The following is a 22991-nucleotide window of genomic DNA, read 5'->3' as shown; positions in this document are numbered from 1 at the left end:
GGCAAGGAAATGGGATAACACACACTTATAAATTCACACCCGTACAAATTATCAGATTTTGTGCCTTCTTGCATAATGATTTATTGCTAAACTTGCATCGTTTATACTGATAACCTTTAGCTGTAAGCAGAAGATAACATTTGTATTTAAGAAGGGACAATGTATTGAGTAAGCAAATAACAAAGTTGATTCTATTAGGTAGTATGTTGCTCTTAATCATACCAAGTGTAGTGTTGATATTGGGTTGGAAATGGCAACCTACCGATCACCCTTTAGGTGGCATAAGTACATTATGGATAGCAGATAGTGCTGCGAAACCTTGGGGAGCTGTGACGGTTATTGTTTTTTTGGCGTTACTCTTTATCGCCTTGAAATTAAAACGTAATCATTTTATTCAATTGGCAGTGATAATAATTGTTACATTATCTATTGGCCAATTAATTAAGGTTGCGGTTAAAAATACAGTAAAAGAACCTCGTCCTTATGTTGTTTGGGTGAGTGAAAATTTGCACATTAGCGCTGAGGATTTTTATCAAGTATCAAGACCTGAGCGAGCACAATTACTCCAAAATGGATTAGTTAACTCATCGGTGATCCCTGAATGGCAACTTCAATATTGGAAAGCTGAAACGGGTTATGCTTTCCCATCTGGTCATAGTTTATTTTCAGCCACCCTCGCATTATTTGTTTTTGTCCTTTTTATGTTGTGCCGTCATTATTTTTTAGCGTCACTCGGGTTATTATGGGGGATAGATGTCACGGTAGGGCGTATTGTATTAGGAATGCACTGGGCATCTGATGTGATTGTCGGTATTCTTATCAGCACAGTGCTGGTTTGGTGTGCATTTAAGGTGATTGAGCGACGTTTATTGCTCAAATCCTGACGATAGCCCTTATTTTTGAGATACAGAATGTCTTTTTCGGTATTTATGTGAAAAAATATACGAAAATCAGATGATTCTAAGAAATGACTTTCTTTATGCGCAGTGAAAATGCTACCTTTATCTGTCTACTAAAGAAAAGAGAATAAAAAAGGAAATAATGTGAAAAAAGTCCTACTTTTTATTTTGGTTATTCTTGTTCTTGCCATCGTGGTGATTGCCATGACTTTAGGCTCAAATAACGATCAGGTAGTCACATTTAATTACCTTATTGCTCAAGGTGAATATCGTATTTCTACCTTGTTAGCTACCCTATTTGGTGTGGGCTTTGTACTTGGTTGGATTGTAAGTGGTGTTTTTTATCTACGTGTGCGCTTATCACTAGGCCGAGCAAAGCGTAAAATTAAACGTCTTGAAAGCGCCCAAACAAAACAAGAAAGCCAAGAAAGTCGCCCAACGGTTGCTTCTGCTACGAAATAAGGACGATAGCTGATGCTAGAATTGCTGTTTCTGTTATTACCTGTCGCGGCGGCTTACGGCTGGTATATGGGGCGTCGTGGCGCTCAACAGGACAAACAGCAGAATGCCGATCGCCTGTCACGTGAGTATGTGGCAGGTGTTAACTTTTTACTCTCTGATCAACAAGATAAAGCAGTTGATCTTTTCCTTGAAATGCTTAAAGAAGATAGTTCTGCTTTTGAAGCACATCTTACTTTAGGTAATCTTTTCCGCTCTCGTGGCGAAGTCGAACGCGCTATTCGTATTCACCAATCGTTAATGGAAAGTGCTGCGCTTTCCTTTGATCAACGTCTACTTGCTGTTCAACAGTTAGGTCGTGACTATGTGGCGGCGGGTGTTTACGATCGTGCTGAAAATATGTTTCAGCAACTTATAGATGAACAAGAATTTCGCCAAAGTGCTCTACAATCCTTGTTGGCTATTTATCAGTTAACCAGTGATTGGGGAAAAGCTATAGAAACGGCTGAAAAACTGGTTAAATTAGGTCAGCATGAATTAAAAGAGCAAATTTCACATTTTTATTGTGAATTGGCACTTCAAGAAATGAGCAGTGATAATCTTGATAGTGCGCTTAATTTGTTGCAAAAAGCAGGGCAAATGGATCCTCTTTGTGCCCGGGTTTCAATTATGTATGGTCGTATCTATATTGCTCGTGATGATAAACAAAAAGCTATTGATGTTTTAATGAAAGTTATTGAGCAAGATAAAGAGATGGTCAGTGAAACCTTACCTATGCTTTTTGAATGTTTCCAAGCCCAAGGTGATACTTCTCGTTGGGAAACTTATTTACGTCAATGTGTAGATAGTAATTGTGGCGCAATTGCGGAGCTTTACCTTGCTGACATTATTGAAGCTAAAGAAGGTATTGAAGCGGCCCAGTTATACATTAATCGCCAATTAGAACGTCATCCAACCATGCGCCTATTCTATCGTTTAATGCGTTACCATTTAGCTGAAGCGGAAGAAGGACGAGCCAAAGAGAGTCTTATCTTATTGCGCTATATGGTGGGGGAACAAATTCGCACGAAACCAGATTATCGTTGCCATAAATGTGGTTTTACCTCTCATGCATTATATTGGCATTGTCCATCCTGTCGTTCATGGGATACCGTTAAACCTATTCGCGGTTTAGATGGTCAGTGACGATGTCACTTTTTTAATAGTCTCTCTATAAATAAAGGCCCTAAAATGTCATTTCATTGTGATAAAAAATCGCCCGAGCTTACCTGCGCGCCCGTAATTGTGGCACTAGACTATGAAGACCAAAAAAGTGCATTAGATTTTGCACAGCGTATTGATCCCTCATCTTGTCGTTTAAAAATTGGTAAAGAGATGTTTACTCGTTTTGGACCTCAATTTGTGACTCAATTACAAAAAGAAGGGTTTGATATTTTCTTAGATTTAAAATTTCATGATATTCCAAATACCGTTGCAAGAGCTGTCGCCGCCGCTGCTGATTTAGGTGTATGGATGGTCAATGTTCATGCAAGTGGTGGCAGTCGTATGATGCGTGCCGCCAAAGAGAGTCTTGTGACATTTGGTAAAGATGCACCACTTTTAACCGCAGTGACAGTACTTACCAGTATGGATCAATCTGATTTAATTGAATTGGGAATAACATTAACGCCTGCTGAGCAAGCAGAGCGTTTAGCGTTACTGACCAAATCTTGTGGTCTTGATGGTGTTGTCTGCTCTGCACATGAAGCAACACGTTTTAAACAAGTTTGTGGTGATGATTTCTTATTAGTGACTCCGGGTATTCGCCCAGCAGGAAGTGATGTTGGTGATCAGCGTCGTGTAATGACGCCAGAGCAAGCGATTAAAGCGGGCGTTGACTATATGGTGATTGGTAGACCGATCACACGTAGTGATAATCCTCTTGAAACATTGCGACAAATTAATCGTTCTATACAAGGTATGTAAATGGATAATAACTCTCGTTTGGTTTATTCCACAGATACAGGTCGCATAAAAGAAGAAGCGCAAAAGCCAGTACGACCTGCTGGTGATGGTATTGTGCGTATTCAGCGCCAAACTAGTGGACGTAAAGGCAAAGGGGTTTGTGTCGTTTCAGGTATTGATCTGGATGATGCAGAGTTAGCCAAACTAGCGGCTGAACTGAAGAAAAAATGTGGCTGTGGTGGTAGTGTCAAAGACGGTTTAATTGAGATCCAAGGTGATAAGCGTGATTTAATTAAATCGCTATTAGAAGCCAAAGGAATGAAAGTTAAACTTGCTGGTGGTTAATTTATAGTAAAACAGTGCGTCCATCAATAAGATTATAGGTGACATTGTCACCTATTTTTTTGCATTTCATTTTATTCTTTTTCATCAATTTTTAGATATTTTACTGGCACTGAAAGTGTTAGCCAAACACCATTATCTGCTTGATAAAATTCAAAACCTTCACTGAACATTTGTTCACTATCAATGGTTAAAACAACAACTTTTCCATGACGATTACCGACATTCACGGCTGTTTTATAATCTTGTGAAAGGTGAACATATTGACGACCGTTAGGGATCAAGCCTTGATTAAAAATACTTTCGATAAAGCGCGTTGCTGTGCCGTGAAAAAGTTTTTTAGGGGGAGTAATAGCTTGATAATTAATGGTGGTTTTAAGCGAGTGACCTTGAACTGCACGAATAAAAAATCCATCTTCTGAAATAGCAAAACGCTTTTTATCATTGGTATCTACAACGTCTTTAATTAATTCAAGAGTTAGCGGGGTGCCATTTTTCTGTGCTAATGAGATTAATTTTGATATTTCACCCCATCCTTGATCATCCAAGGTTAAACCGATACTTTCAGGGGCATGACGTAAGATATAACTTAAAAAACGACTAATTTGTACATTGTCTTTCATTGATGTAATCCATTTATTATTTATTAAATTTATGACACAAGAGAAAATAGCGATGTATCATAAAAACATTCCTTTTTTTAAGGTTCTTCTTTTATCACTAGTTTGACCAGAAATTAAAGATATAAAAAAGCTGATAGTTCTAAGAGAACTATCAGCTATATTGTATACCGATTAAAGTCCTATTAGATAGGACGAGCGACGATATTACGAGTTTCTAGTTTTACATCTTCAATGCGAACAGGAATGATATCATTGAGTTTATAAGCAGTTTCACCTTTTATAATGACGGTGCCTGTTTCTTGGCTACATTGGATTTCATCACGTACCGCATGGAAGAATGGTGCAGGAATAAAGGCAACTGCGCCATTTTCAACTAGACGGACACGAACACCACCACGCGTAATATCAATAATTTCTGCATTAAATGATGTTTCAGTGCCAGCAAACGGTTTTAAGAAACGTGCATATAACCAATCACCCACATCACGTTCAGCCATACGATTAGCACGACGACGTTCTGCAATACGAATACCATCTTCATCCTGTGGCTTTTCAGCGGGTTCTTTGCTGATAATCGCTTTGAGTAAACGGTGATTTAAAATATCACTGTATTTACGAATTGGTGAAGTCCATGTTGCATAAGCTTCTAATCCTAAACCAAAATGAGGGCCTGGCTCAGCTTTGATTTCTGCAAAGTTTTGGAAGCGGCGAATACGGCTATCAAGGAATTGATTGGGTTGATTATCAAGTTCACGACGTAATTGGCAGAAACCTTCAAGCGTTAATAAACGTTCAGATGTCGTTTCAATACCGTTATCTTTTAAGGTTTGTACAACTTGATCGATATAGAGAGGATCAAAGCCTGTATGAACATTGTAAACACCAAAACCTAAGTTTTTCGCCAAAACTTTTGCGGCACAGATATTGGCTGTGATCATTGCTTCTTCAACAATGCGGTTTGCGATACGGCGTTTTTCTGCAACGATATCTAAAACATTACCGCCTTCATCAAGAATAAAACGATAATCAGGACGTTCTTTAAAGACTAATGCATGTTTTTCACGCCATTCATGACGTTTTTCACACATCTCTTTTAATAACATCACTTGCTCATGAACCATTTCATTTTCAGGTTGCCATGGTGAGTTTTCACCTTCTAACCAATCTGAAATGTTGTCATAAACCAGTTTAGCTTTTGATTCTACCCAAGCAGAGTAGAAGTGAATGTCTTCAAGTAGAGCACCTTCTTCGGTGATATTGACTTGGCAAACTAATGCAGGGCGTTTTTCATTAGGACGTAATGAGCAGATGTTATCTGACAGTTCACGAGGCAACATCGGGATATTAAAGCCGGGTAGATAATTAGTGAGCGCGCGTTGCGCTGCAATTTTATCTAGTTCACTATTTGGCAGTATATAAGCGGTTGGATCAGCGATTGCGATAAATAGTGTTAATTGACCGTTCTCTTCTTTACGAATAAAGAGCGCGTCATCCATATCTTCTGTTGATGCACTATCAATAGTGACAAAGGAGAGTGAGGTCAGATCTTCGCGAGGTAAAGCGTCATGTAATGTTAGCGCTTCGTTACCCATTTCAGGCGCATCACGTTCAAGTTGATGACGCATTAAGGTCACCCACCAAGGCGCAAAATGATCATCTTTATCCGTGATATAGTCGGTTATCTCTGCCTGAAAACCTTTATCACCTTTATTAAGTGGGTGACGACGCATTACGGCAACAGCCCAATCTTGATCAACAAATTTATGTGTTAAGCCTTGAGCTGGGCGGCAAGGAATAGCGTCTTTTAAAAGCGGGTGGTCTGGAATGATCCACAGACGGTTATCACCTTCTTTTTTCTGAATACGACCGACAAAACGCGTTAAGAAAGGTTCGACTAATTCCTCGGGTTCAACCGACTCTTTATCGCCATTTGTATGAACGGCAGCAATAACTCGGTCGCCGTGCATCACTTTTTTCATTTGCGGAGGGGGAATAAAATAGCTTTTCTGACCATCAACTTCAAGGAAGCCAAAGCCTTTATCTGTTCCCTTTACAAGGCCTTCCACGCGCGGTGTCTGGGCATGGAGTTGCTGTTTTAGCTGTGCAAGCAGCGGATTGTCTTGAAACATATTTTTCCGGAAAGTCGGCAGTTTTAATAATAAAAGTGGGCAATAGTTTTATTCGATTGTGTGTAGTGACGCAAGTAATATTGCATCAGAAAAACAGACAAATCGGCAAAAAATTATTCAGGATCTGTTTTTTCTTTAAACTCACAAAGATCTTCAATAATACAAGAGCCACACCGTGGTTTTCGTGCAATACAGGTATAACGACCATGAAGAATAAGCCAATGGTGACAATCAACTTTAAATTCTGCCGGAACAACCTTTAACAGTTTTTGTTCAACTTCATTGACATTTTTACCTGGGGCGAAACCTGTGCGATTACTCACTCTAAAGATATGGGTATCGACAGCGATTGTCGGCCAGCCAAATGCCGTGTTTAAAACGACATTTGCTGTTTTGCGACCGACGCCGGGTAAGGCTTCTAGGGCTTCTCTGTTTTCAGGAACTTCACTGTTATGTTTATCGACTAAGATTTGACATGTCTTAATCACATTTTCAGCTTTAGTATTATATAGGCCAATGGTTTTAATATATTTCTTAAGACCATCAACGCCTAAAGTCAGTATCGCTTGTGGCGTATTGGCAACAGGATAAAGTTTAGCTGTTGCCTTATTAACACTCACATCGGTAGCTTGTGCAGAGAGTAATACGGAGATCAATAGTTCAAACGGAGAGTCAAATTTTAGCTCTGTCGTTGGATGCGGATTGTTATCACGCAACCGAGTTAGAATTTCAATACGTTTTGCTTGATTCATTATGCTCACAAATTAATTTTTAACGATATGACTACCACAGCCTTGTTCTTTTTCGTAAGTTTTCGTTGGCGAAGCGCTGCGCTTTTTCTGTCTTTCATCAATTAGGTATTTTGCTGCTAACATAAAGCCTAAGCCAATGAAAGCACCCGGTGGCAAAATAGCAAGTAAGAAGGGAGAGTCTAAATGTACGATCTCAATTCTCAATACTTGTGCCCATTCACCTAATAGTAAATCAGCACCATCAAATAATGTACCGTTACCTAATATTTCACGTATAGCACCTAAAACAAAGAGTGCGGCCGTTGCACCTAATCCCATTGCTAGACCATCAATAGCAGAAGGAAAAACTTCATTTTTAGCTGCAAACGCTTCAGCACGACCAATAACAATACAGTTAGTTACGATCAATGGAATGAAGATCCCCAAAGATTGATATAAGCCATAGGCGTATGCATTGATCAGTAATTGCACAGCGCTGACGACAGACGCAATTATCATAACATAAATTGGGATACGAATTTCAGAGGGAACCCAACGACGTAAGCTAGAAACGGCCACATTTGTGCAAAATAGAACTAATGTTGTCGCAATACCCAAGCCTAAAGCGTTTGTTGCTGTTGAGGAAACAGCAAGTAAAGGGCACAATCCAAGTAATTGCACTAAAGCCGAGTTATTTTTCCATAATCCTTGAGAAAAGAGCTCTTTAATTGAGTTCATATTAATTTGCCTCACAGACAGAGAGTGTATCAAGTTTCTCTGGTAAAGATTGTATTAACCATGCAGTACGCTTTGATGAGTTAACGACAGCACGAGGGGTGATCGTCGCACCAGTAAATTGATCAAAATCTCCGCCATCTTTTTTTACTGCCCAGTGCGGATCGTTTTCACTGGAAATGAATTTATTACTCAGTGTTGTGATCCAATCCGAAATCCGTGTTTCAATTTTATCCCCCAATCCTGGCGTTTCATTATGAGCCGTCACACGCACTCCAAGGACATTTCCTTTAAAATCGGCTCCCACAAGAAGCTCAATTGCTCCTGAATATCCATCTGGCGCAGTCGATTCTAATGCAGCTGCAACAGGTTTACCGTCTAAACGAGCAACATAAAGTTTATGAGGTTTGGTATTACCTAATTCAGGTGCGGTAAGAAGATAACAATCTTTGGAAAGCGAGTTGTTATATATCGTTTGGGGGATCACTTGATCTAATAATTTTTGTTTCTCTAAGGCAACTTGTTCTGCAATGGTATTTTCAGTGAGGTGATAGACCACAGCGGTTAAACCCGTAGTACAAGCTGCAAAGATAGCTAATGTGAGCCCATGGCGCTTTAAGATTTCGATCATTATTTTCTCCTTGGTATTAATGTCCGTAAACACGAGGACGTGTATAGCTATCAATAAGAGGTACAGCAATATTGGCTAGTAATACAGAGAAAGCAACGGCATCTGGGTATCCGCCATAAACACGTATAATCCAAACTAATAAACCAATCATCCCAGCATAAATTAAACGACCTTTAGGTGTTGTTGAGGCGCTAACGGGATCAGTGGCAATAAAAAATGCGCCTAACATTGTGGCTCCAGAGAAAAGTTGTAATAGCGGTTGTGAGTAGCGAGTAGGATCGATACCCCAGCTAATAACCGAACATAGCGCTAATACAGAAATCATCGCAACAGGGATATGCCAGCTAATAATGCGTTTATAAAGTAGAATTAATCCACCAACTAAATAAGCCACATTTACCCATTGCCAGCCAATACCGGCAAATTCACCTTGTAAGATAGGTGTCGCTAAAACTTCATCAATAGAATGAGTGAGTAAGCCCGTTTTAAAACTATCAAGTGGGGTTGCTTGTGTAATGCCATCGACAGAGCGTCTTAAATCTTCCAGTGTTAAGCCAGATGGTGTCTGTCCAGTAAAGAAGATGCTTAAACTATCCATTACATTGTAAGAGACAGTTTGTAATTCAACAGGGGGCATCCAAGATGTCATTTGTACTGGGAATGAGATCAGTAAAACCACATAACCTACCATTGCTGGGTTAAATGGATTTTGTCCTAAGCCACCATAAATATGTTTTGCGATAACAATCGCAACAAAAGTGCCTAACACAATGATCCACCAAGGCGCTAAAGGCGGAATACTAATGGCGAGTAATACACCTGTCAGTAGCGCTGAATTGTCTTTCAGATAAAGTAAGGGATCTTCTTTTTTGAGTTTTACACAGAGTGTTTCAGTGACAAGCGCCACAATAATAGCTAACACAATTTGGTAAATAGTTCCTAAGCCAAAGAAATAGATCTGGCTTAAGATCCCCGGCAGTGCCGCTAATGTTACCCATAGCATAACCTGGCTGGTGGATTGTTGATTATGCGTAAAAGGGGAGCTCGCAATTTTTAATTTACTACTGTTTGTTTGTATCGGTCTGAATTTCATCTGTGATTAATCCAAGGTAACTTCTTCTTTAGCTCGACGTTGTTCGGCTTCTTTTTTCGCTTTAACTCTGGCAATAGCGGCAGCAACAGCAGCTTTACGTGGATCGACTTCTTCCGCTTTAGCATGTTGCTCAGGTGCTTCATCAACTGTTGATTGGGTTTGTTGAGCTTCTTTTTTCGCTTTAACTCTGGCAATAGCGGCAGCAACAGCAGCTTTGCGCGGATCGACTTCTTCCGCTTTAGCATGTTGCTCAGGTGCTTCATCAACTGTTGATTGGGTTTGTTGAGTCTCTTTTTTCGCTTTTACTCTGGCAATAGCGGCAGCAACAGCAGCTTTACGCGGATCGACTTCTTCCTCTTTAGCATGTTGCTCAGGCGTTTCATCAACTGTTGATTGGGTTTGTTGAGCTTCTTTTTTTGCTTTTACTCTAGCAATAGCGGCCGCAACAGCAGCTTTGCGTGGATCGACTTCTTCCGCTTTAGCATGTTGCTCAGGTGCTTCATCAACTGTTGATTGGGTTTGTTGAGTCTCTTTTTTCGCTTTTACTCTGGCAATAGCGGCAGCAACAGCAGCTTTGCGCGGATCGACTTCTTCCACTTCAGTATTTTGCACAGGTGTTTCATTAGTTGTTGCTTCTGTTTGCGCTTGTTGTGCTTTCTTGGCTTTAACTCGAGCTAATGCGGCAGCAACAGCAGCTTTGCGCGGATCAGCATCTTCGTTCTTGCTTGCTACATTCTCACTTGAGGTTTCTAGTGCTTTTTGTTGTGCTAGTTTAGCCGCTTGTTTTGCTCTGACTTCTTCTTTGCGTTTTTTACGTGCGGCAATAGCAGCTGCGTTATCAGGCTCTTCTCCCGCTTTAACAGAAATAATTTTGCCGATACTTTGTTTCGCTTTTACACGAGAAAGTGCTGATTGAACTTCACCGTGATCTTTATCATCAAGTTTAACTGCTGCGCGTTGATGTCTTGCTTCACGCTCAAGTTTTTCACGCTCCATACGTATTTTCTTCGCTTCAAAACGTGCTTTGGCTTCTGCCGCGCGTTTTGCTTCTGCATCAATTTCTCGTATTTCTGCTTTTTCTTGGCGATAGTATTGAACTAGCGGAATATTACTTGGGCAAACAAATGCACAAGCACCACATTCAATACAATCAAATAAATTATGTTGTTGTGCTTTCTCATGCTCTTTACCTTTACTAAACCAGTAAAGTTGTTGAGGTAATAAACCACTAGGGCAAGCATCAACACAATGACCACAACGGATACAGGCTTCTTCAAGGTTATTTGTATCCATCTCTTCAGCTGAAGGAATAAGTAGGCAGTTCGTTATCTTAACAACAGGAGCATTTAAGTCTGGTAAGGTAAAGCCCATTAATGGTCCACCCATAATCACCATTTGTTCAGAGCCTGCAACAAAACCCGCTTGTTTTAGTAATGAGTAAATAGGTGTACCTAAACGCACCCAAAAATTACCTGGTGTTTTAGCGCCATTACCTGTGACGGTGACAACACGTTCAATTAATGGCTCATCATCAATAATGGCACGTTTGATGGCAACAACAGTACCGACGTTTTGCATTAAAACGCCAATATCAGATGAACGACCACCAGATGGTACTTCTTTGCCCGTTAAGATTTTGGTGAGTTGTTTAGCACCACCTGATGGGTATTTTGTTGGAATAACACGAATGAAAATACGTTTTTCATCAGGTACTGTACTTAAGGCGTGTTTTAATGACTCGATGGCTTCAGGCTTATTATCTTCAATACCAATTAGCACTTCATCTGGAGAGAGAAGGTGAATTAAGACCTGACACCCTGCAATCACTTCATCAGCATGCTCCTGCATTAAGCGATCGTCGGCAGTAATATATGGTTCACACTCTGCTGCATTGATGATAAGTGTTTTAATAAGATTGCCACCACCTTTTAATTTTGTGGCTGTTGGAAATCCAGCTCCACCTAATCCCGCAATGCCTGCTTCATGAATGCGAGTGAGTAAAACCTCTTTACTTTGTGATTGATAATCCACAAGAGGGAATTGTTCACGCCACTCATCTTTACCGTCAGATTGAATTCTTACTGCAATTTCAGGTAATCCAGAAGGGTGAGTACTTGGAAAAGGTTCTATTGCTGTAACTGTACCAGAGATAGAGGCATGTACAGGCAATGTCCTACCAACTCCTCGTGTTAACGGTTGACCTTTTAATACATGTTCGCCTACGCTGACACAAAGTTGGCCCGGTACACCTAAATGCTGATGAATAGGAATAATGACTTCATTAGGTAATTGCGCTATACGCATTGGTGTACGACTTGACTGCAATTTCATTTCAGGAGGATGAATGCCGCCTTTAAAATCCCAGATTTTATCTTTTTTAAATAACGAAAAGAGATTAAACATGAGCGTTATCCTCCGTCTTTAATGACGGTTCATCTTCTGGTGTTTCTTCCGGCTCTGCGGGAATGTTTTTTACCGGGATTGTATTTAAATCCCATTTCCAGTTTGAGGTTGTGACTTTGACAGGAATTAAAGTTATGCAATCAGTAGGACATGGAGGAACACATAAGTCACATCCGGTACATAAGTCTTCAATAACAGTGTGCATAGCGCGTGTTGCACCCACAATGGCATCAACAGGGCACGCTTGAATACACTTAGTGCATCCTATGCAATTATCTTCATCAATTAAGGCGACTTTTCTAATTGGATTTAATGCTTCTTCATCACCATCGAGTGGTTGAGGCTCAACACCCATTAATTCCGCTATTTTTAACATCACTTGTTCGCCACCTGGTGCACAACGGTTAATCATTTCACCATTGTTTGCAACAGCATCTGCATAAGGACGACACCCTGGATGACCGCATTGCCCGCATTGGCTTTGCGGTAATATTGCGTCAATTTTTTCGACAATAGGATCTTCTTCCACTTTAAAACGACGTGCGGAATATCCCAAAATTAGCCCAAAGATAAGACCTAGCGCACCGAGTACGCCAATTGCTATCCATAAAGAATTCATTACAGTTTCACCAAACCACTAAAACCCATAAAGGCGAGAGACATTAAACCTGCGGTAATTAAACCAATTGAAGCACCTTTAAAGGGTGCGGGTACATTGGCGACGGCTAAACGTTCTCGAATAGCTGCAAATAATACCATTACCAAAGAGAAACCGACGGCGGCACCAAAACCATAAACGGCAGATTGCATAAATGTGTGAGCTTGATTGATATTTAATAATGCTACACCTAATACAGCACAGTTTGTGGTAATTAAAGGTAAGAAGATCCCTAATAAACGATAGAGTGTCGGGCTTGTTTTTCTTACAACCATTTCAGTGAATTGTACAACTACTGCAATAACTAAAATAAAGCTCAGTGTGCGTAAATAAAGTAAGTCCAAAGGAACTAAAATAAAATTATCCATCAGCCAAGAACTAATCGAGGCGAGTGTCATAACAAAGGTGGTCGCAAATCCCATACCAATCGCAGTTTCTAATTTTTTTGATACACCCATAAATGGGCATAAACCAAGGAATTTGACGAGTACAAAGTTATTCACCAATACGGTGCCGACGAATAGAAGCAAGTAATCAGTCATTGTTATGCCAAAATTGTTAAACAGAGAAACAAAAAGCCTCCAGAAATAAAGAGGCTAAACAAGCGTATATAATATCAAGGGTAAAGACGTGAAGTTATCGAACTTGTGTGAAAGTTTCACGGACACGTTTAGAGTACTTGATATAGGGCACAAAGCAGACAGTCGAGAAAACAGACCATAGAAGGGATTGTAATGCGGTTTGGTCATCAACAGGCGCAAAGCCAAAGCTCTTAATGGCTAATAGTAAGTTGATAAGCAACCAAAAAATAAACAGGCGCGGAAAGTTTTTAGCACGATAAAAAAATTGTCTTAGTAGATAAAGTGTAAAACTAAACATTACCCACGTTGTTAACGCGGAAAGATACCAACTTGATATCAAATGAAAAGGAAGCTGGTGGAGGATCGAAAAATCTGAAAAATATTTAATAACATAGAGAACAGACATTAACCCAGAACCGATAACTGACAAGATCATATAAGCCAATGGCGCAAGCAACCACCCGGTAATATGCGCTTTTCCTGAAAGGTTATTCTGCGTGTTTGCTTTGAGATCAAATTTCATTAATTAATTATTCCTACTCGTATGTATAGAACTAAACGGGATATTATCACAAACTTTGTTATTATTTATTTAGCTACAAAAGTGAAAGTGATTTTTGTTAAAAAAGCATATAAAAATAGGATAGGGTTATGGCAATTAAACTCAATGTTGGAATTATCGGGTATGGCTATGCAAGTAAAACTTTTCATGCGCCACTGATAATAACAACCGATGGCTTAAATCTTAGTGCAATTTCAAGCTCTGATGAAAATAAAGTAAAACAAGATTTTCCTCATATGACGGTTTATGCCGACCCTCAAGCACTTATTAACGATCCCTCAATTGACTTAATCATTATTCCAACACCGAATAATACTCACTATTCACTGGCTTCACAGGCTCTGAAAAAAGGGAAACATGTCATTGTTGATAAACCGTTTACACTGACACTGGAAGAAGCTGAAAAATTGACTCAGCAAGCAAACGATGCGGGTAAACTTCTTTCCGTCTTTCATAATCGCCGTTGGGATTCCGGTTTCTTAACCGTTAAAAAACTTTTAGCTGATAAAACACTGGGGGATATCCGTGCCTATGAAGCGCATTTTGATCGTTTTCGTCCAACAGTACGTCAACGTTGGCGAGAAGATGCAGGAATTGGTGGTGGGCTTTGGTACGATCTCGCCCCTCATGTTCTTGACCAAGCGGTTTGTCTATTTGGTGAACCTAAAGCAATTACGGCTAATATTGCACAATTACGCCCTAATGCAAAAAATGCCGATTACTTTCATGCATTACTAGAATATGACAATCTTAGAGTTGTCCTTCATGCTTCGATGTTAGTTGCGTCTCCAACACCTATCTTTGCTATTCATGGAACAAAAGGAAGCTATGTTAAGTATGGTTTGGATACCCAAGAAGATGCCTTAAAAGCGGGTTATCTTCCTAACCAAACTTATAATTGGGGAATGGATAATAATGATGGTGAATTAACAATACTATCAGAGTCTGGTGAGTTAGAGACAACGACACTTACTACACTTTCTGGTGATTATCCCGCTTACTATCAACAAATTTATCGTGCAATTACATTGGGTGAAGAAAATCCCGTTACGCCAATACAAGCAACAGCCATTATGCGTTTGATTGAAGCTGGCGAAATTTCTAATCGTTTAAAACAAACTATTACGTTATAAGCCAAAGGGAGCGCTAAATCTAATGTCTTGGTGGCAAAAATTAAAACTCGATCCTTTTCTCATGATTATGATTTGTGTGGTGACGCTTGCAACACTCCTACCCGCACAAGGCGATATTAAAGTTTTATTCCAATATCTTACGACCGGCGCGATAGCACTGCTGTTTTTTTTACATGGCGCGAAGCTTTCTAGAGAAGCGATATTGGCAGGGCTTGGGCATTGGCGTTTACATCTTACTGTATTTGCTAGTACCTTTATTCTTTTCCCTATTTTAGGGCTCGGATTACAAGTTATTGTACCTGAATGGATGTCACCGACTGTCTATATGGGTTTTTTATATCTTTGTGCATTACCAGCGACGGTGCAATCTGCGATTGCCTTTACTTCTGTTGCTGGAGGAAATGTCGCTGCGGCTATTTGTAGTGCATCTGCATCCAGCATTCTTGGTGTTTTTCTTTCACCGCTATTAGTCGGTTTTTTAATGCAAACGCAAGGCTCTGCGAGTGACTTTGATACAGCCGGTGCTATTCAGTCTATTTTACTACAATTGATGGTACCTTTTATTATTGGTCACTTATCACGACCTTTAATTGGCCGTTGGGTTGATAATCATAAAAAATTAGTTAATAGAACAGATCGTTCTTCTATTTTGCTGGTGGTATATGTGGCATTTAGTGAGGCCGTTGTTGAGGGGATCTGGCATAAAATTGATGGTTGGTCGCTATTAACGATTACTGTAGTGAGTTGTATTCTGTTAGCGATTGTGATTTTTGTGAATATGTACAGTGCAAGATTGCTTGGTTTTAATAAAGAAGATGAGATCACCATTGTTTTTTGTGGTTCCAAAAAGAGCTTAGCAAATGGTGTACCCATGGCGAATGTGTTATTTCCTGCCGCAACCGTTGGGGTAATGTTATTACCACTAATGATATTCCATCAGATCCAATTAATGGTTTGTGCGGTATTAGCACAGCGTTATGCCAATCAAACTAAAAAAGCCGAAAAGAAAGAGCGTATTTAAGCTGGTGGATAATCAATAAGATCAATCAGATATTAATAGTGAACTAAATGAGAAAAAAGCATCGATTTTACTTTTTTATCGGTGCTTTTTTATTGGCTATGATGGTCATGATTTTCTTTTTTATCGGCTAATAAAGGTCGTTGAGATTTAAAAGGAAGTGGTAAGCCGAATATAAGATAAATTAAGAAAACAAATCCCATATTTAAATAGTCGGATTTATGATTTTTCACATCAACCTTTAATTCACACTCGATGGGTTCTAGCTGGTCGCTAATAGTATATTTACCTTGGTAAAGTTCATTCAGCATAGTCTGAGCTTGTTCAAATTCTTTATCGTTGACGAGTAATTTTACGCCCCCAATTGCTTGAGCATATACTTGGTTATTCCAAACAATATTTTCATCTAAAAGGATCACATCAATGCCTTCTGATTGAAGAAAACCCGCTTCTATCGAAGCATCAAGCGGTGATAGATATTGTGCTAATAATTTATATTGCCCCCTTGTTGGATGAATATTCCACATAGTTTTTCCTTAATAATTACCCTTTGAAAATTAATTCTAGTCTAAGAGTTATTAAGAATTCCATCCATTTTTAATAAATAAAAAAACCACCTGATAAACAGATGGTTTTAATCAATAAATGATTAGATATTAACGTGAACTCACTTTTTTAATTAATGCATCACGTTCGGCTTGGCTAATAAAGGCCATTTTTAAGCCATTAATTTGTGTTTGGCGGATTTGCTCTGGTGTTAACCCCGCTGCAGGTGCTGCAACAGTATATTCATGTTTTAGTTCAATACCTTCAACTGCAGGATCATCGGTATTAAGAGAGGCAATAATGCCATGCTCTAAAAATGTTTTTAAAGGATGCTCTGCTAACGAATTGATCGTACTGGTTTGAATATTTGATGTTAAGCAAGACTCAATACCAATCTGATGTTCGGCAAGATAGTCCATTAAACGTGGATCTTCAATTGCTTTCACTCCGTGACCAATACGACTTGCACCTAATTCTTTAATTGCATGCCAAATACTTTCTGCACCAGCTGCTTCACCAGCATGAACTGTAATATTCCAGCCAGTATCACGAGCACGGTTAAAATGGGGTTGGAATAAATGGCCTGGAAAACCTAATTCATCACCGGCTAAATCAAGTGCTGTAATTTTATCTTGATGTTTTAGTAAGCCATCTAATTCTTGTTGGCAGGCGTTTTCACCAAAGGTACGGCTTAAAATACCGATTAAACGAATATCTACATCGTGTGATTGCTGTGCGCTTTGTACACCATCAATAATGGCTTCCACGACACCCTCAACCGGCAACTGATGTTTCATTGCCATATAATAAGGTGAGAATCGCAATTCAGCGTAATCGATACCTGCATTAACTACATCCACCACGTTTTCATAAGCAACACGATGACATGCGTCTAAATCTGCTAAAACTGCTACACCCCAATCTAATTTTTGTAAAAAACTAACAAGACTTGGCTCGTTTTTTGTGATTTGTACATGAGGTCGCAATGCTTCTAATTCATAAGCAGGTAGTGCAATATTATGTTGTTTTGCTAACTCTAAAATAGTTTGTGGACGAATATTACCATCTAAATGACGATGTAAGTCGGTTAAAGGCAACTGTGTGTCAATCACGTGTATTTTCCTTTTTAATAGAAACAATGAAAATCTATCGTTTATAGTGATTTTCTTATAATTGGGTAAATATAAATAAGTTGCAGATTATTATGACTGATTTTTATTTTATGCACTAACAAATAAACTTAAATTGGCTATTTTTAAAACTAAAAATGCAGTTTTTTCTCGTTTTTTAGTTGAAAAATAGAAGATGGAAAAAAGAAGTGTTTATTTATTAGCTACTACATTCAATTTAATTGACGTGTATTATCAGACAGATTGATACATTAAATGTTAATTTGAAAAAAGATCAATCATTATAATTGAAATGTCCTATCAGTTATTTTGATAGTTTTAAATGAAAGCACGGATATAAAAAATATATTAAATATCAATTTATTATGATTTTGTTTAATAAATTAATGCTTATTTTTGTTTAAGGTGTTTTTTAGATAAAAAATGAAAATATTATTTTTATAAAAATAATAAAGTTAGTTTTTATTTTAAATTATTTATAGAGAATAAAAGGGAACTAAAAAATAGAATATCCCTTTTATTAAATAAGGAATAAATGATAGGTGATTATCGCCATAATAGGGGCGCTGTTAGCGAGATATATTTAATTAGATGTAATTATTTACAAAATAATTTTTTAATAGATACCTATTTATTTAAAATTAAGGAAAATAAATATGAATGAGAATTCTGATTTTAGTTTTGAAAATAATAAAATAAAAGATCAACTAATGCCCAAAATGCTTCCACCTTCATCCTCAAATAATCTTACTTATGGATCACAAGTCGTTACTGGTGATGGTGTGATTGCGTTAGATTTAGTTGTCGTGATTGATACCAGTGGTTCAATGTCTGATGAATCGTCGGATTTAAGTAAAGAAGTGGATGATGCAATACAAACTGCACTTGAACAATGTCCATCAAAACTGAGAGTGACCTTTTTAGGTATAGAAGGTACATGGGATGATACTAAATTTGATCAATCAGCCAGTGACTATTTAAAAGCGCTAGGAGTTCCTGAAAGTCGTTTACAGGCAAGAAAACCATTTAAAGAAGCTGATGGGCGTGATCATGCCGGCAATAAAGAGGATTTATGTCGTGCAGTAATTGATTTAAGTAAGTATTTTGATTGGCGTGACGGTGCCCGCCGCGCTATTTTTGTGTTGGGTGATGAAGGAATGGAAGGGGGCGGTGGTGTTCTTACAAATGATGCGGTTAGAAAAAATGATGAAGCTATCTCTGTAGCTCAGAACGAAAAAGTCAAAGTATATACCTATCAAGGAACACCTGATAATAAAATAACGAATTTAGATCGTTTCCCAAGTATCGCTGATAGAGATAGTATCACAAGAGAATATCAACGTTTAGCAAGAGAGACAGGAGGGCGCTCATATATCTATACTACAGGTATTGCGCAATTTTCATTAGTATTACAAGAAATACTCTGTGATAGCTTGACGTTACCGGATATTCCTAAACCGGATGAAAAAACATCTAACTGTAATCAGGTCTGCACACAACTCACTTCTATTATTTCCACTGTAAATACTCTTGCGGGAATAATTAATAAAGCTATTGATTCTTGTTGCAAAGATGAATGGAGTCATCACCATATTCCAGCTAAAGATCGCGATTGTTAATTAAAACACGATGCTAAAAAAATACCCCATTATGTTATTTTACAAATGGGGTATTTATTGTTTTAACGACTGACCGTTCTAACAAAAAGTTAATTATTGAGCTTGTGCTGGTTGCTCAGGAATTAAGATGTCTTGTTCTTCGATAATGGCTGGATCTTCGGTCATTTCTTCTTGATAACCTTCTTCTGAATAATCAGAATCATCATAATCATAAGATGATGCGCCCATACCGAATAACATGGCTGCTAAACCCAACATTTGAGGTGCTTGGGTGACTTCCATAAATTCATCAAAAGTATAAGTTTTACCATTCATGGTGAATTTATCTGCAGCATAGTTCAGTTTCATGCTTAATGCTTTACCATCCTGTGCAAGTAACATCAATGGTAATGCATCTTTTTCGTCTTGAGAAATTTGATTGATATTTTGTTGTAACTCAGCTTTTAACTGTTCAATATCAGTCGCTGTTGTTGCTTCAATCTCTTTTTTCTCTTCATCTGTCAATGCGGTTTCTTGGTAACGAGCAGCATCAAGATATTGAGTGGTGTTACGGAATTCAGCTAACATTGGAAGAGATAAATCAATATTAAAATCGATGTTTTTAAACAGATAGTTAAATAACTCTGCTGGTGATTTCTCTTGGCTTTCTAATACTTTAACGTTAAAAGCATTTAAGTCTAAGTTAAAGGTTAACTTACTTGCACCACTTTTATTGGTTAAAGAAGCTTCATCAATACGGAAAACTAAGCCTTTTTCTAGAACATCACGAACGGCTTGTTCAACCATTTCTGAATTGTCGAAATGATTTTTATTCCATGGTAACAATGAGTTGTTATAAACTTTGGTTAATAACAACATCGCATCTGGATCAGCTTTATCAATGGAATAGCCAAATTTACCAGCACCAAATTCTAGTCCTGCAACATTCAGTGACTTAAAGTCATAAGTTTGAGAGATGTTAAAGAGCTTATCTTTGATATCACTTTTTGTCGTCAGAGAAAAATCTTTCAGTGAGAAATCAGATGCTTTGTCTTTACTGGTATGTGCGATTTCAGCAAAATTTAATATTTGTTCATTAAATAAGTACTGATCGTTATTAACTTTTGTTCCAACAAGAGAACCAGAGATATTTTTAATTGTGAAAGTTTCTTCACCATCTTTAGTCACAACAACTTGATCACCTTTAATTTTGGTTGCAAAGTTTGTTGCATCTTTGTCTGATGAATACTCAACAGTGATAGGTGTCGTTTTAACTGTGCCACCATTTTCAGCAAAATCGATAGAATTTAGTGTCGCGGTACCGGATACTGAACCATCGAAAGCTAAAGAGGTGTGACCATTAAGAATAGATTTTTCTTTAGTTAATTTGAATAACTCTTTTGTTGAGTTGTTATCAACCAACGTATTATCCATCGCTGCTAATTTTGGCGCTAAATTAAATTTAGCCAGATCAGAAAGAGGGAATGGACCGTGGTCAATATCAGTAGAGAAAATAATTTCTTCTACTTTTTTTTCTTGGCTTGCATCACTAGCATCTTTTGAAATCACGACAGCAAAGTCTGCATTAGAGGTGAAAACCCCTTTTTTATAGTCACGAATTTCAAGTTTAACATCAGCATCAAACTGTGCATTTTTAGCAAGTTGAGCCAATTGTTCATTAGCTAGTTTCGTTTCTTCCTGTAAGCGACTTTCAATTTTGCTGCCCATGTACCATGACGCACCAGTCCAAACAACACCGAGTGCGACGATAACACCAACAGCGACAAGCGATTTCTTCATAATTCTAGTCCATCCTCTGTGTACATCTGGAGATGTACGTTATAAAGGCTGTTTTGTAACCCTTAAACAACCCGATAAATTGGTAATAAATTTTACTAAATTTAAATATAGATAATCTACATGTATGTATCGCCATCTATACTAACTGTAAATATAGATTTAGTGGAATAAAATCGCAATCAGAACTTACTTAGTTAATTGCTAACATAATGAGTTTAAAGCAAAATGAATATGATTTATAAGATAGTTTAAATCAGGATTAAAGTGCTTTTTTCTTGCTCATTTTTAGATTTGGACAACATTTAATTGTGATGTAATTCTATTTATGATTAATAACAATAGATCATAATAAATGTAGATATAAATATGAAGGCTTAAATAATAACCTTAGCAATAAAATAAGATTGCTAACCGTACTTTTAAAAAAATCAACAGATTTCATTCTGTTATAATTTTCATAAGCTCGCTTTAGCTCTCATATTTATTATTCTGTTTATGGCATGATATTGGTATCCGAGTTATTTACTAGAAAGTGATTCGGAACTAATCAATTATTCTGTGTACTTAAGGAGATTGAAATGGCAGCCACTCGCATTGAAAAAGACTCAATGGGACAAATCGAAGTACCAGCTGACCAGTTATGGGGAGCTCAAACGCAGCGTTCTCTTGAACACTTCCGTATTTCAGTTGAAAAAATGCCTGTTGCGCTTATCCATGCGCTTGCTCTCACGAAGAAAGCAGCCGCAGGTGTTAACATGGATTTAGGTTTATTACCCAAAGAGCGCGCTGATGCAATTATCGCAGCTGCAGATGAAGTGCTTGCAGGTAAACACCCAACTGAATTCCCATTAGCAATCTGGCAGACCGGTTCTGGCACTCAATCAAACATGAATATGAATGAAGTGTTAGCTAACCGTGGTAGTGAGATACTTGGTGGTATCCGTGGCATGGAGCGCAAAATCCATCCGAACGATGATGTTAACAAAAGTCAGAGTTCAAATGATGTGTTCCCAACTGCCATGCATGTCGCTGCTGTTATTGCATTACGTCAGGATTTATTGCCAGAATTAAAATCACTGCTGAAAGTATTCAAAGAGAAAGCAGAAGCTTTCCATGATATCGTTAAAATTGGTCGTACACACCTGCAAGATGCGACACCACTAACATTAGGTCAAGAGATCTCTGGTTGGGCTGCTATGCTTGAGCATAGTATCAAACATATCGATGATTCAGTTCCTCATGTTTGTGAATTAGCGCTAGGTGGTACAGCAGTAGGTACGGGATTAAATACCCATCCAGAATATGCTGTGCGTGTTGCTAAACGTATCGCTGAATTATCAGGCCAGCCTTTTGTAACAGCGCCTAATAAATTTGAAGCATTAGCAACTTGTGATGCATTAGTTCATGCACATGGTGCGTTAAAAGGTTTAGCTGCATCATTAATGAAGATTGCTAATGACGTGCGTTGGTTAGCTTCTGGCCCTCGTTGTGGTATTGGCGAAATCGCAATCCCAGAAAATGAACCAGGTAGTTCAATCATGCCAGGTAAAGTTAACCCAACACAATGTGAAGCATTAACAATGTTATGTGCTCAAGTAATGGGTAATGATGTTGCAATCAATATTGGTGGCGCATCAGGTAACTTTGAACTGAACGTTTATCGTCCAATGATTATTGATAACTTCTTACAATCAGTTCGTTTACTGGCTGATGGTATGCGTAGCTTCAATGAGCACTGTGCAATTGGTATTGAGCCAAATCGTGAACGTATCAATAAACTACTGCACGAATCATTAATGTTAGTTACTGCATTAAATACTCATATTGGTTACGATAAAGCCGCTGAAATTGCGAAGAAAGCGCACAAAGAAGGTTTAACGCTAAAAGAATCTGCATTGAAACTGAACTACCTAACATCGGAAGAATTCGATAGCTGGGTACGTCCAGAAGATATGGTTGGTAGCATGAAAAAATAA

General features: G+C 38.3%; 22 protein-coding genes. 9 read left to right on the top strand and 13 right to left on the bottom strand.

All coding sequences use genetic code 11. The features are described from left to right. Positions 1-164 precede the first annotated feature (164 nt). The 5 genes from pgpB (at position 165) to yciH (ending at position 3647) form a co-directional block, all read left to right on the top strand. Complete coding sequence (pgpB, locus tag QSH13_RS00560; protein ID WP_109397366.1) at positions 165-884, top strand: phosphatidylglycerophosphatase B; 720 nt, start codon at positions 165-167, stop codon at positions 882-884. Positions 885-1103: 219 nt separating this feature from the next. Further along, entirely contained in the window at positions 1104-1361 is a 258-nt protein-coding gene (locus QSH13_RS00555) for a LapA family protein (protein ID WP_268842906.1), read from the top strand. A gap of 12 nt (positions 1362-1373) precedes the next feature. Beyond that, on the top strand, positions 1374-2543 hold the full coding sequence (lapB, locus tag QSH13_RS00550) for a lipopolysaccharide assembly protein LapB (protein WP_109397368.1): 1170 nt from the start codon (positions 1374-1376) through the stop codon (positions 2541-2543). A 45-nt stretch (positions 2544-2588) separates the two neighbouring features. Continuing rightward, positions 2589-3323, top strand: coding sequence for an orotidine-5'-phosphate decarboxylase (gene pyrF, locus QSH13_RS00545; protein WP_109397369.1), 735 nt, complete (start codon positions 2589-2591; stop codon positions 3321-3323). Next, positions 3324-3647 carry a stress response translation initiation inhibitor YciH gene (gene yciH, locus QSH13_RS00540; protein ID WP_109397370.1) on the top strand — a complete coding sequence of 108 codons (324 nt, stop codon included), beginning with the start codon at positions 3324-3326 and terminating at the stop codon, positions 3645-3647. A gap of 71 nt (positions 3648-3718) precedes the next feature. On the opposite strand, the gene QSH13_RS00535 is transcribed toward yciH, so the two are convergent. From QSH13_RS00535 to QSH13_RS00490, 10 genes are all read right to left on the bottom strand, one after another. Further along, positions 3719-4267, bottom strand: coding sequence for an RNA 2'-phosphotransferase (locus QSH13_RS00535; RefSeq protein ID WP_109397371.1), 549 nt, complete (start codon positions 4265-4267; stop codon positions 3719-3721). Positions 4268-4449: 182 nt separating this feature from the next. Then, a complete protein-coding gene (locus QSH13_RS00530; RefSeq protein ID WP_109397372.1) occupies positions 4450-6396 on the bottom strand; it encodes an exoribonuclease II in 1947 nt (648 codons plus the stop codon). A 113-nt stretch (positions 6397-6509) separates the two neighbouring features. Next, on the bottom strand, positions 6510-7148 hold the full coding sequence (gene nth / locus QSH13_RS00525; protein ID WP_109397373.1) for an endonuclease III: 639 nt from the start codon (positions 7146-7148) through the stop codon (positions 6510-6512). A 12-nt stretch (positions 7149-7160) separates the two neighbouring features. Further along, a complete protein-coding gene (locus tag QSH13_RS00520; RefSeq protein WP_109397374.1) occupies positions 7161-7865 on the bottom strand; it encodes an electron transport complex subunit E in 705 nt (234 codons plus the stop codon). A 1-nt stretch (position 7866) separates the two neighbouring features. After that, positions 7867-8493: an electron transport complex subunit RsxG gene (gene rsxG, locus QSH13_RS00515; RefSeq protein ID WP_109397375.1), complete on the bottom strand. Its 627-nt coding sequence runs from the start codon at positions 8491-8493 to the stop codon at positions 7867-7869. A 16-nt stretch (positions 8494-8509) separates the two neighbouring features. After that, positions 8510-9586: an electron transport complex subunit RsxD gene (rsxD, locus tag QSH13_RS00510; protein WP_109397376.1), complete on the bottom strand. Its 1077-nt coding sequence runs from the start codon at positions 9584-9586 to the stop codon at positions 8510-8512. 6 nt (positions 9587-9592) lie between these two features. Next, positions 9593-11989: an electron transport complex subunit RsxC gene (gene rsxC / locus QSH13_RS00505; RefSeq protein ID WP_286038682.1), complete on the bottom strand. Its 2397-nt coding sequence runs from the start codon at positions 11987-11989 to the stop codon at positions 9593-9595. Then, positions 11982-12608: an electron transport complex subunit RsxB gene (rsxB, locus tag QSH13_RS00500; RefSeq protein ID WP_109397377.1), complete on the bottom strand. Its 627-nt coding sequence runs from the start codon at positions 12606-12608 to the stop codon at positions 11982-11984. The genes rsxC and rsxB overlap by 8 nt, the downstream gene beginning before the upstream one ends. Then, positions 12608-13189 carry an electron transport complex subunit RsxA gene (gene rsxA / locus QSH13_RS00495; protein WP_006536930.1) on the bottom strand — a complete coding sequence of 194 codons (582 nt, stop codon included), beginning with the start codon at positions 13187-13189 and terminating at the stop codon, positions 12608-12610. Before rsxA ends, rsxB begins: the two co-directional genes overlap by 1 nt. Positions 13190-13283: 94 nt before the next feature. After that, positions 13284-13751 (bottom strand): DUF2569 domain-containing protein, encoded by a 468-nt coding sequence (locus tag QSH13_RS00490; RefSeq protein ID WP_286038681.1) that lies wholly within the window; start codon positions 13749-13751, stop codon positions 13284-13286. A gap of 128 nt (positions 13752-13879) precedes the next feature. Here QSH13_RS00490 and QSH13_RS00485 point away from each other — a divergent pair, with 128 nt between their 5' ends. After that, the gene (locus QSH13_RS00485) at positions 13880-14923 is read left to right on the top strand and encodes an oxidoreductase (protein ID WP_286038680.1); all 1044 of its coding nucleotides are present in this window, start codon (positions 13880-13882) and stop codon (positions 14921-14923) included. A gap of 22 nt (positions 14924-14945) precedes the next feature. After that, positions 14946-15944, top strand: a complete 999-nt coding sequence (locus tag QSH13_RS00480) for a bile acid:sodium symporter family protein (protein ID WP_109397379.1) — start codon at positions 14946-14948, stop codon at positions 15942-15944. Between the two features lie 89 nt (positions 15945-16033). Here QSH13_RS00480 and QSH13_RS00475 read toward each other — a convergent pair whose 3' ends face one another. Beyond that, complete coding sequence (locus QSH13_RS00475; RefSeq protein ID WP_109397380.1) at positions 16034-16468, bottom strand: putative signal transducing protein; 435 nt, start codon at positions 16466-16468, stop codon at positions 16034-16036. 129 nt (positions 16469-16597) lie between these two features. Then, positions 16598-17599: an adenosine deaminase gene (gene add / locus QSH13_RS00470; RefSeq protein WP_109397381.1), complete on the bottom strand. Its 1002-nt coding sequence runs from the start codon at positions 17597-17599 to the stop codon at positions 16598-16600. Positions 17600-18273: 674 nt separating this feature from the next. On the opposite strand from add, the gene QSH13_RS00465 reads away from it, so the two are divergent. Next, positions 18274-19236, top strand: a complete 963-nt coding sequence (locus QSH13_RS00465) for a vWA domain-containing protein (RefSeq protein ID WP_109397382.1) — start codon at positions 18274-18276, stop codon at positions 19234-19236. A 93-nt stretch (positions 19237-19329) separates the two neighbouring features. On the opposite strand, the gene QSH13_RS00460 is transcribed toward QSH13_RS00465, so the two are convergent. Continuing rightward, the gene (locus tag QSH13_RS00460) at positions 19330-21015 is read right to left on the bottom strand and encodes a YdgA family protein (RefSeq protein WP_109397383.1); all 1686 of its coding nucleotides are present in this window, start codon (positions 21013-21015) and stop codon (positions 19330-19332) included. 578 nt (positions 21016-21593) lie between these two features. Between QSH13_RS00460 and fumC the strand changes: the two genes are divergently transcribed. After that, positions 21594-22991 (top strand): class II fumarate hydratase, encoded by a 1398-nt coding sequence (fumC, locus tag QSH13_RS00455; protein ID WP_109397384.1) that lies wholly within the window; start codon positions 21594-21596, stop codon positions 22989-22991.

The organism is Proteus faecis, assembly GCF_030286765.1.
GTDB lineage: Bacteria > Pseudomonadota > Gammaproteobacteria > Enterobacterales > Enterobacteriaceae > Proteus > Proteus faecis.
This window is presented reverse-complemented; position numbering and strand designations above follow the sequence as displayed.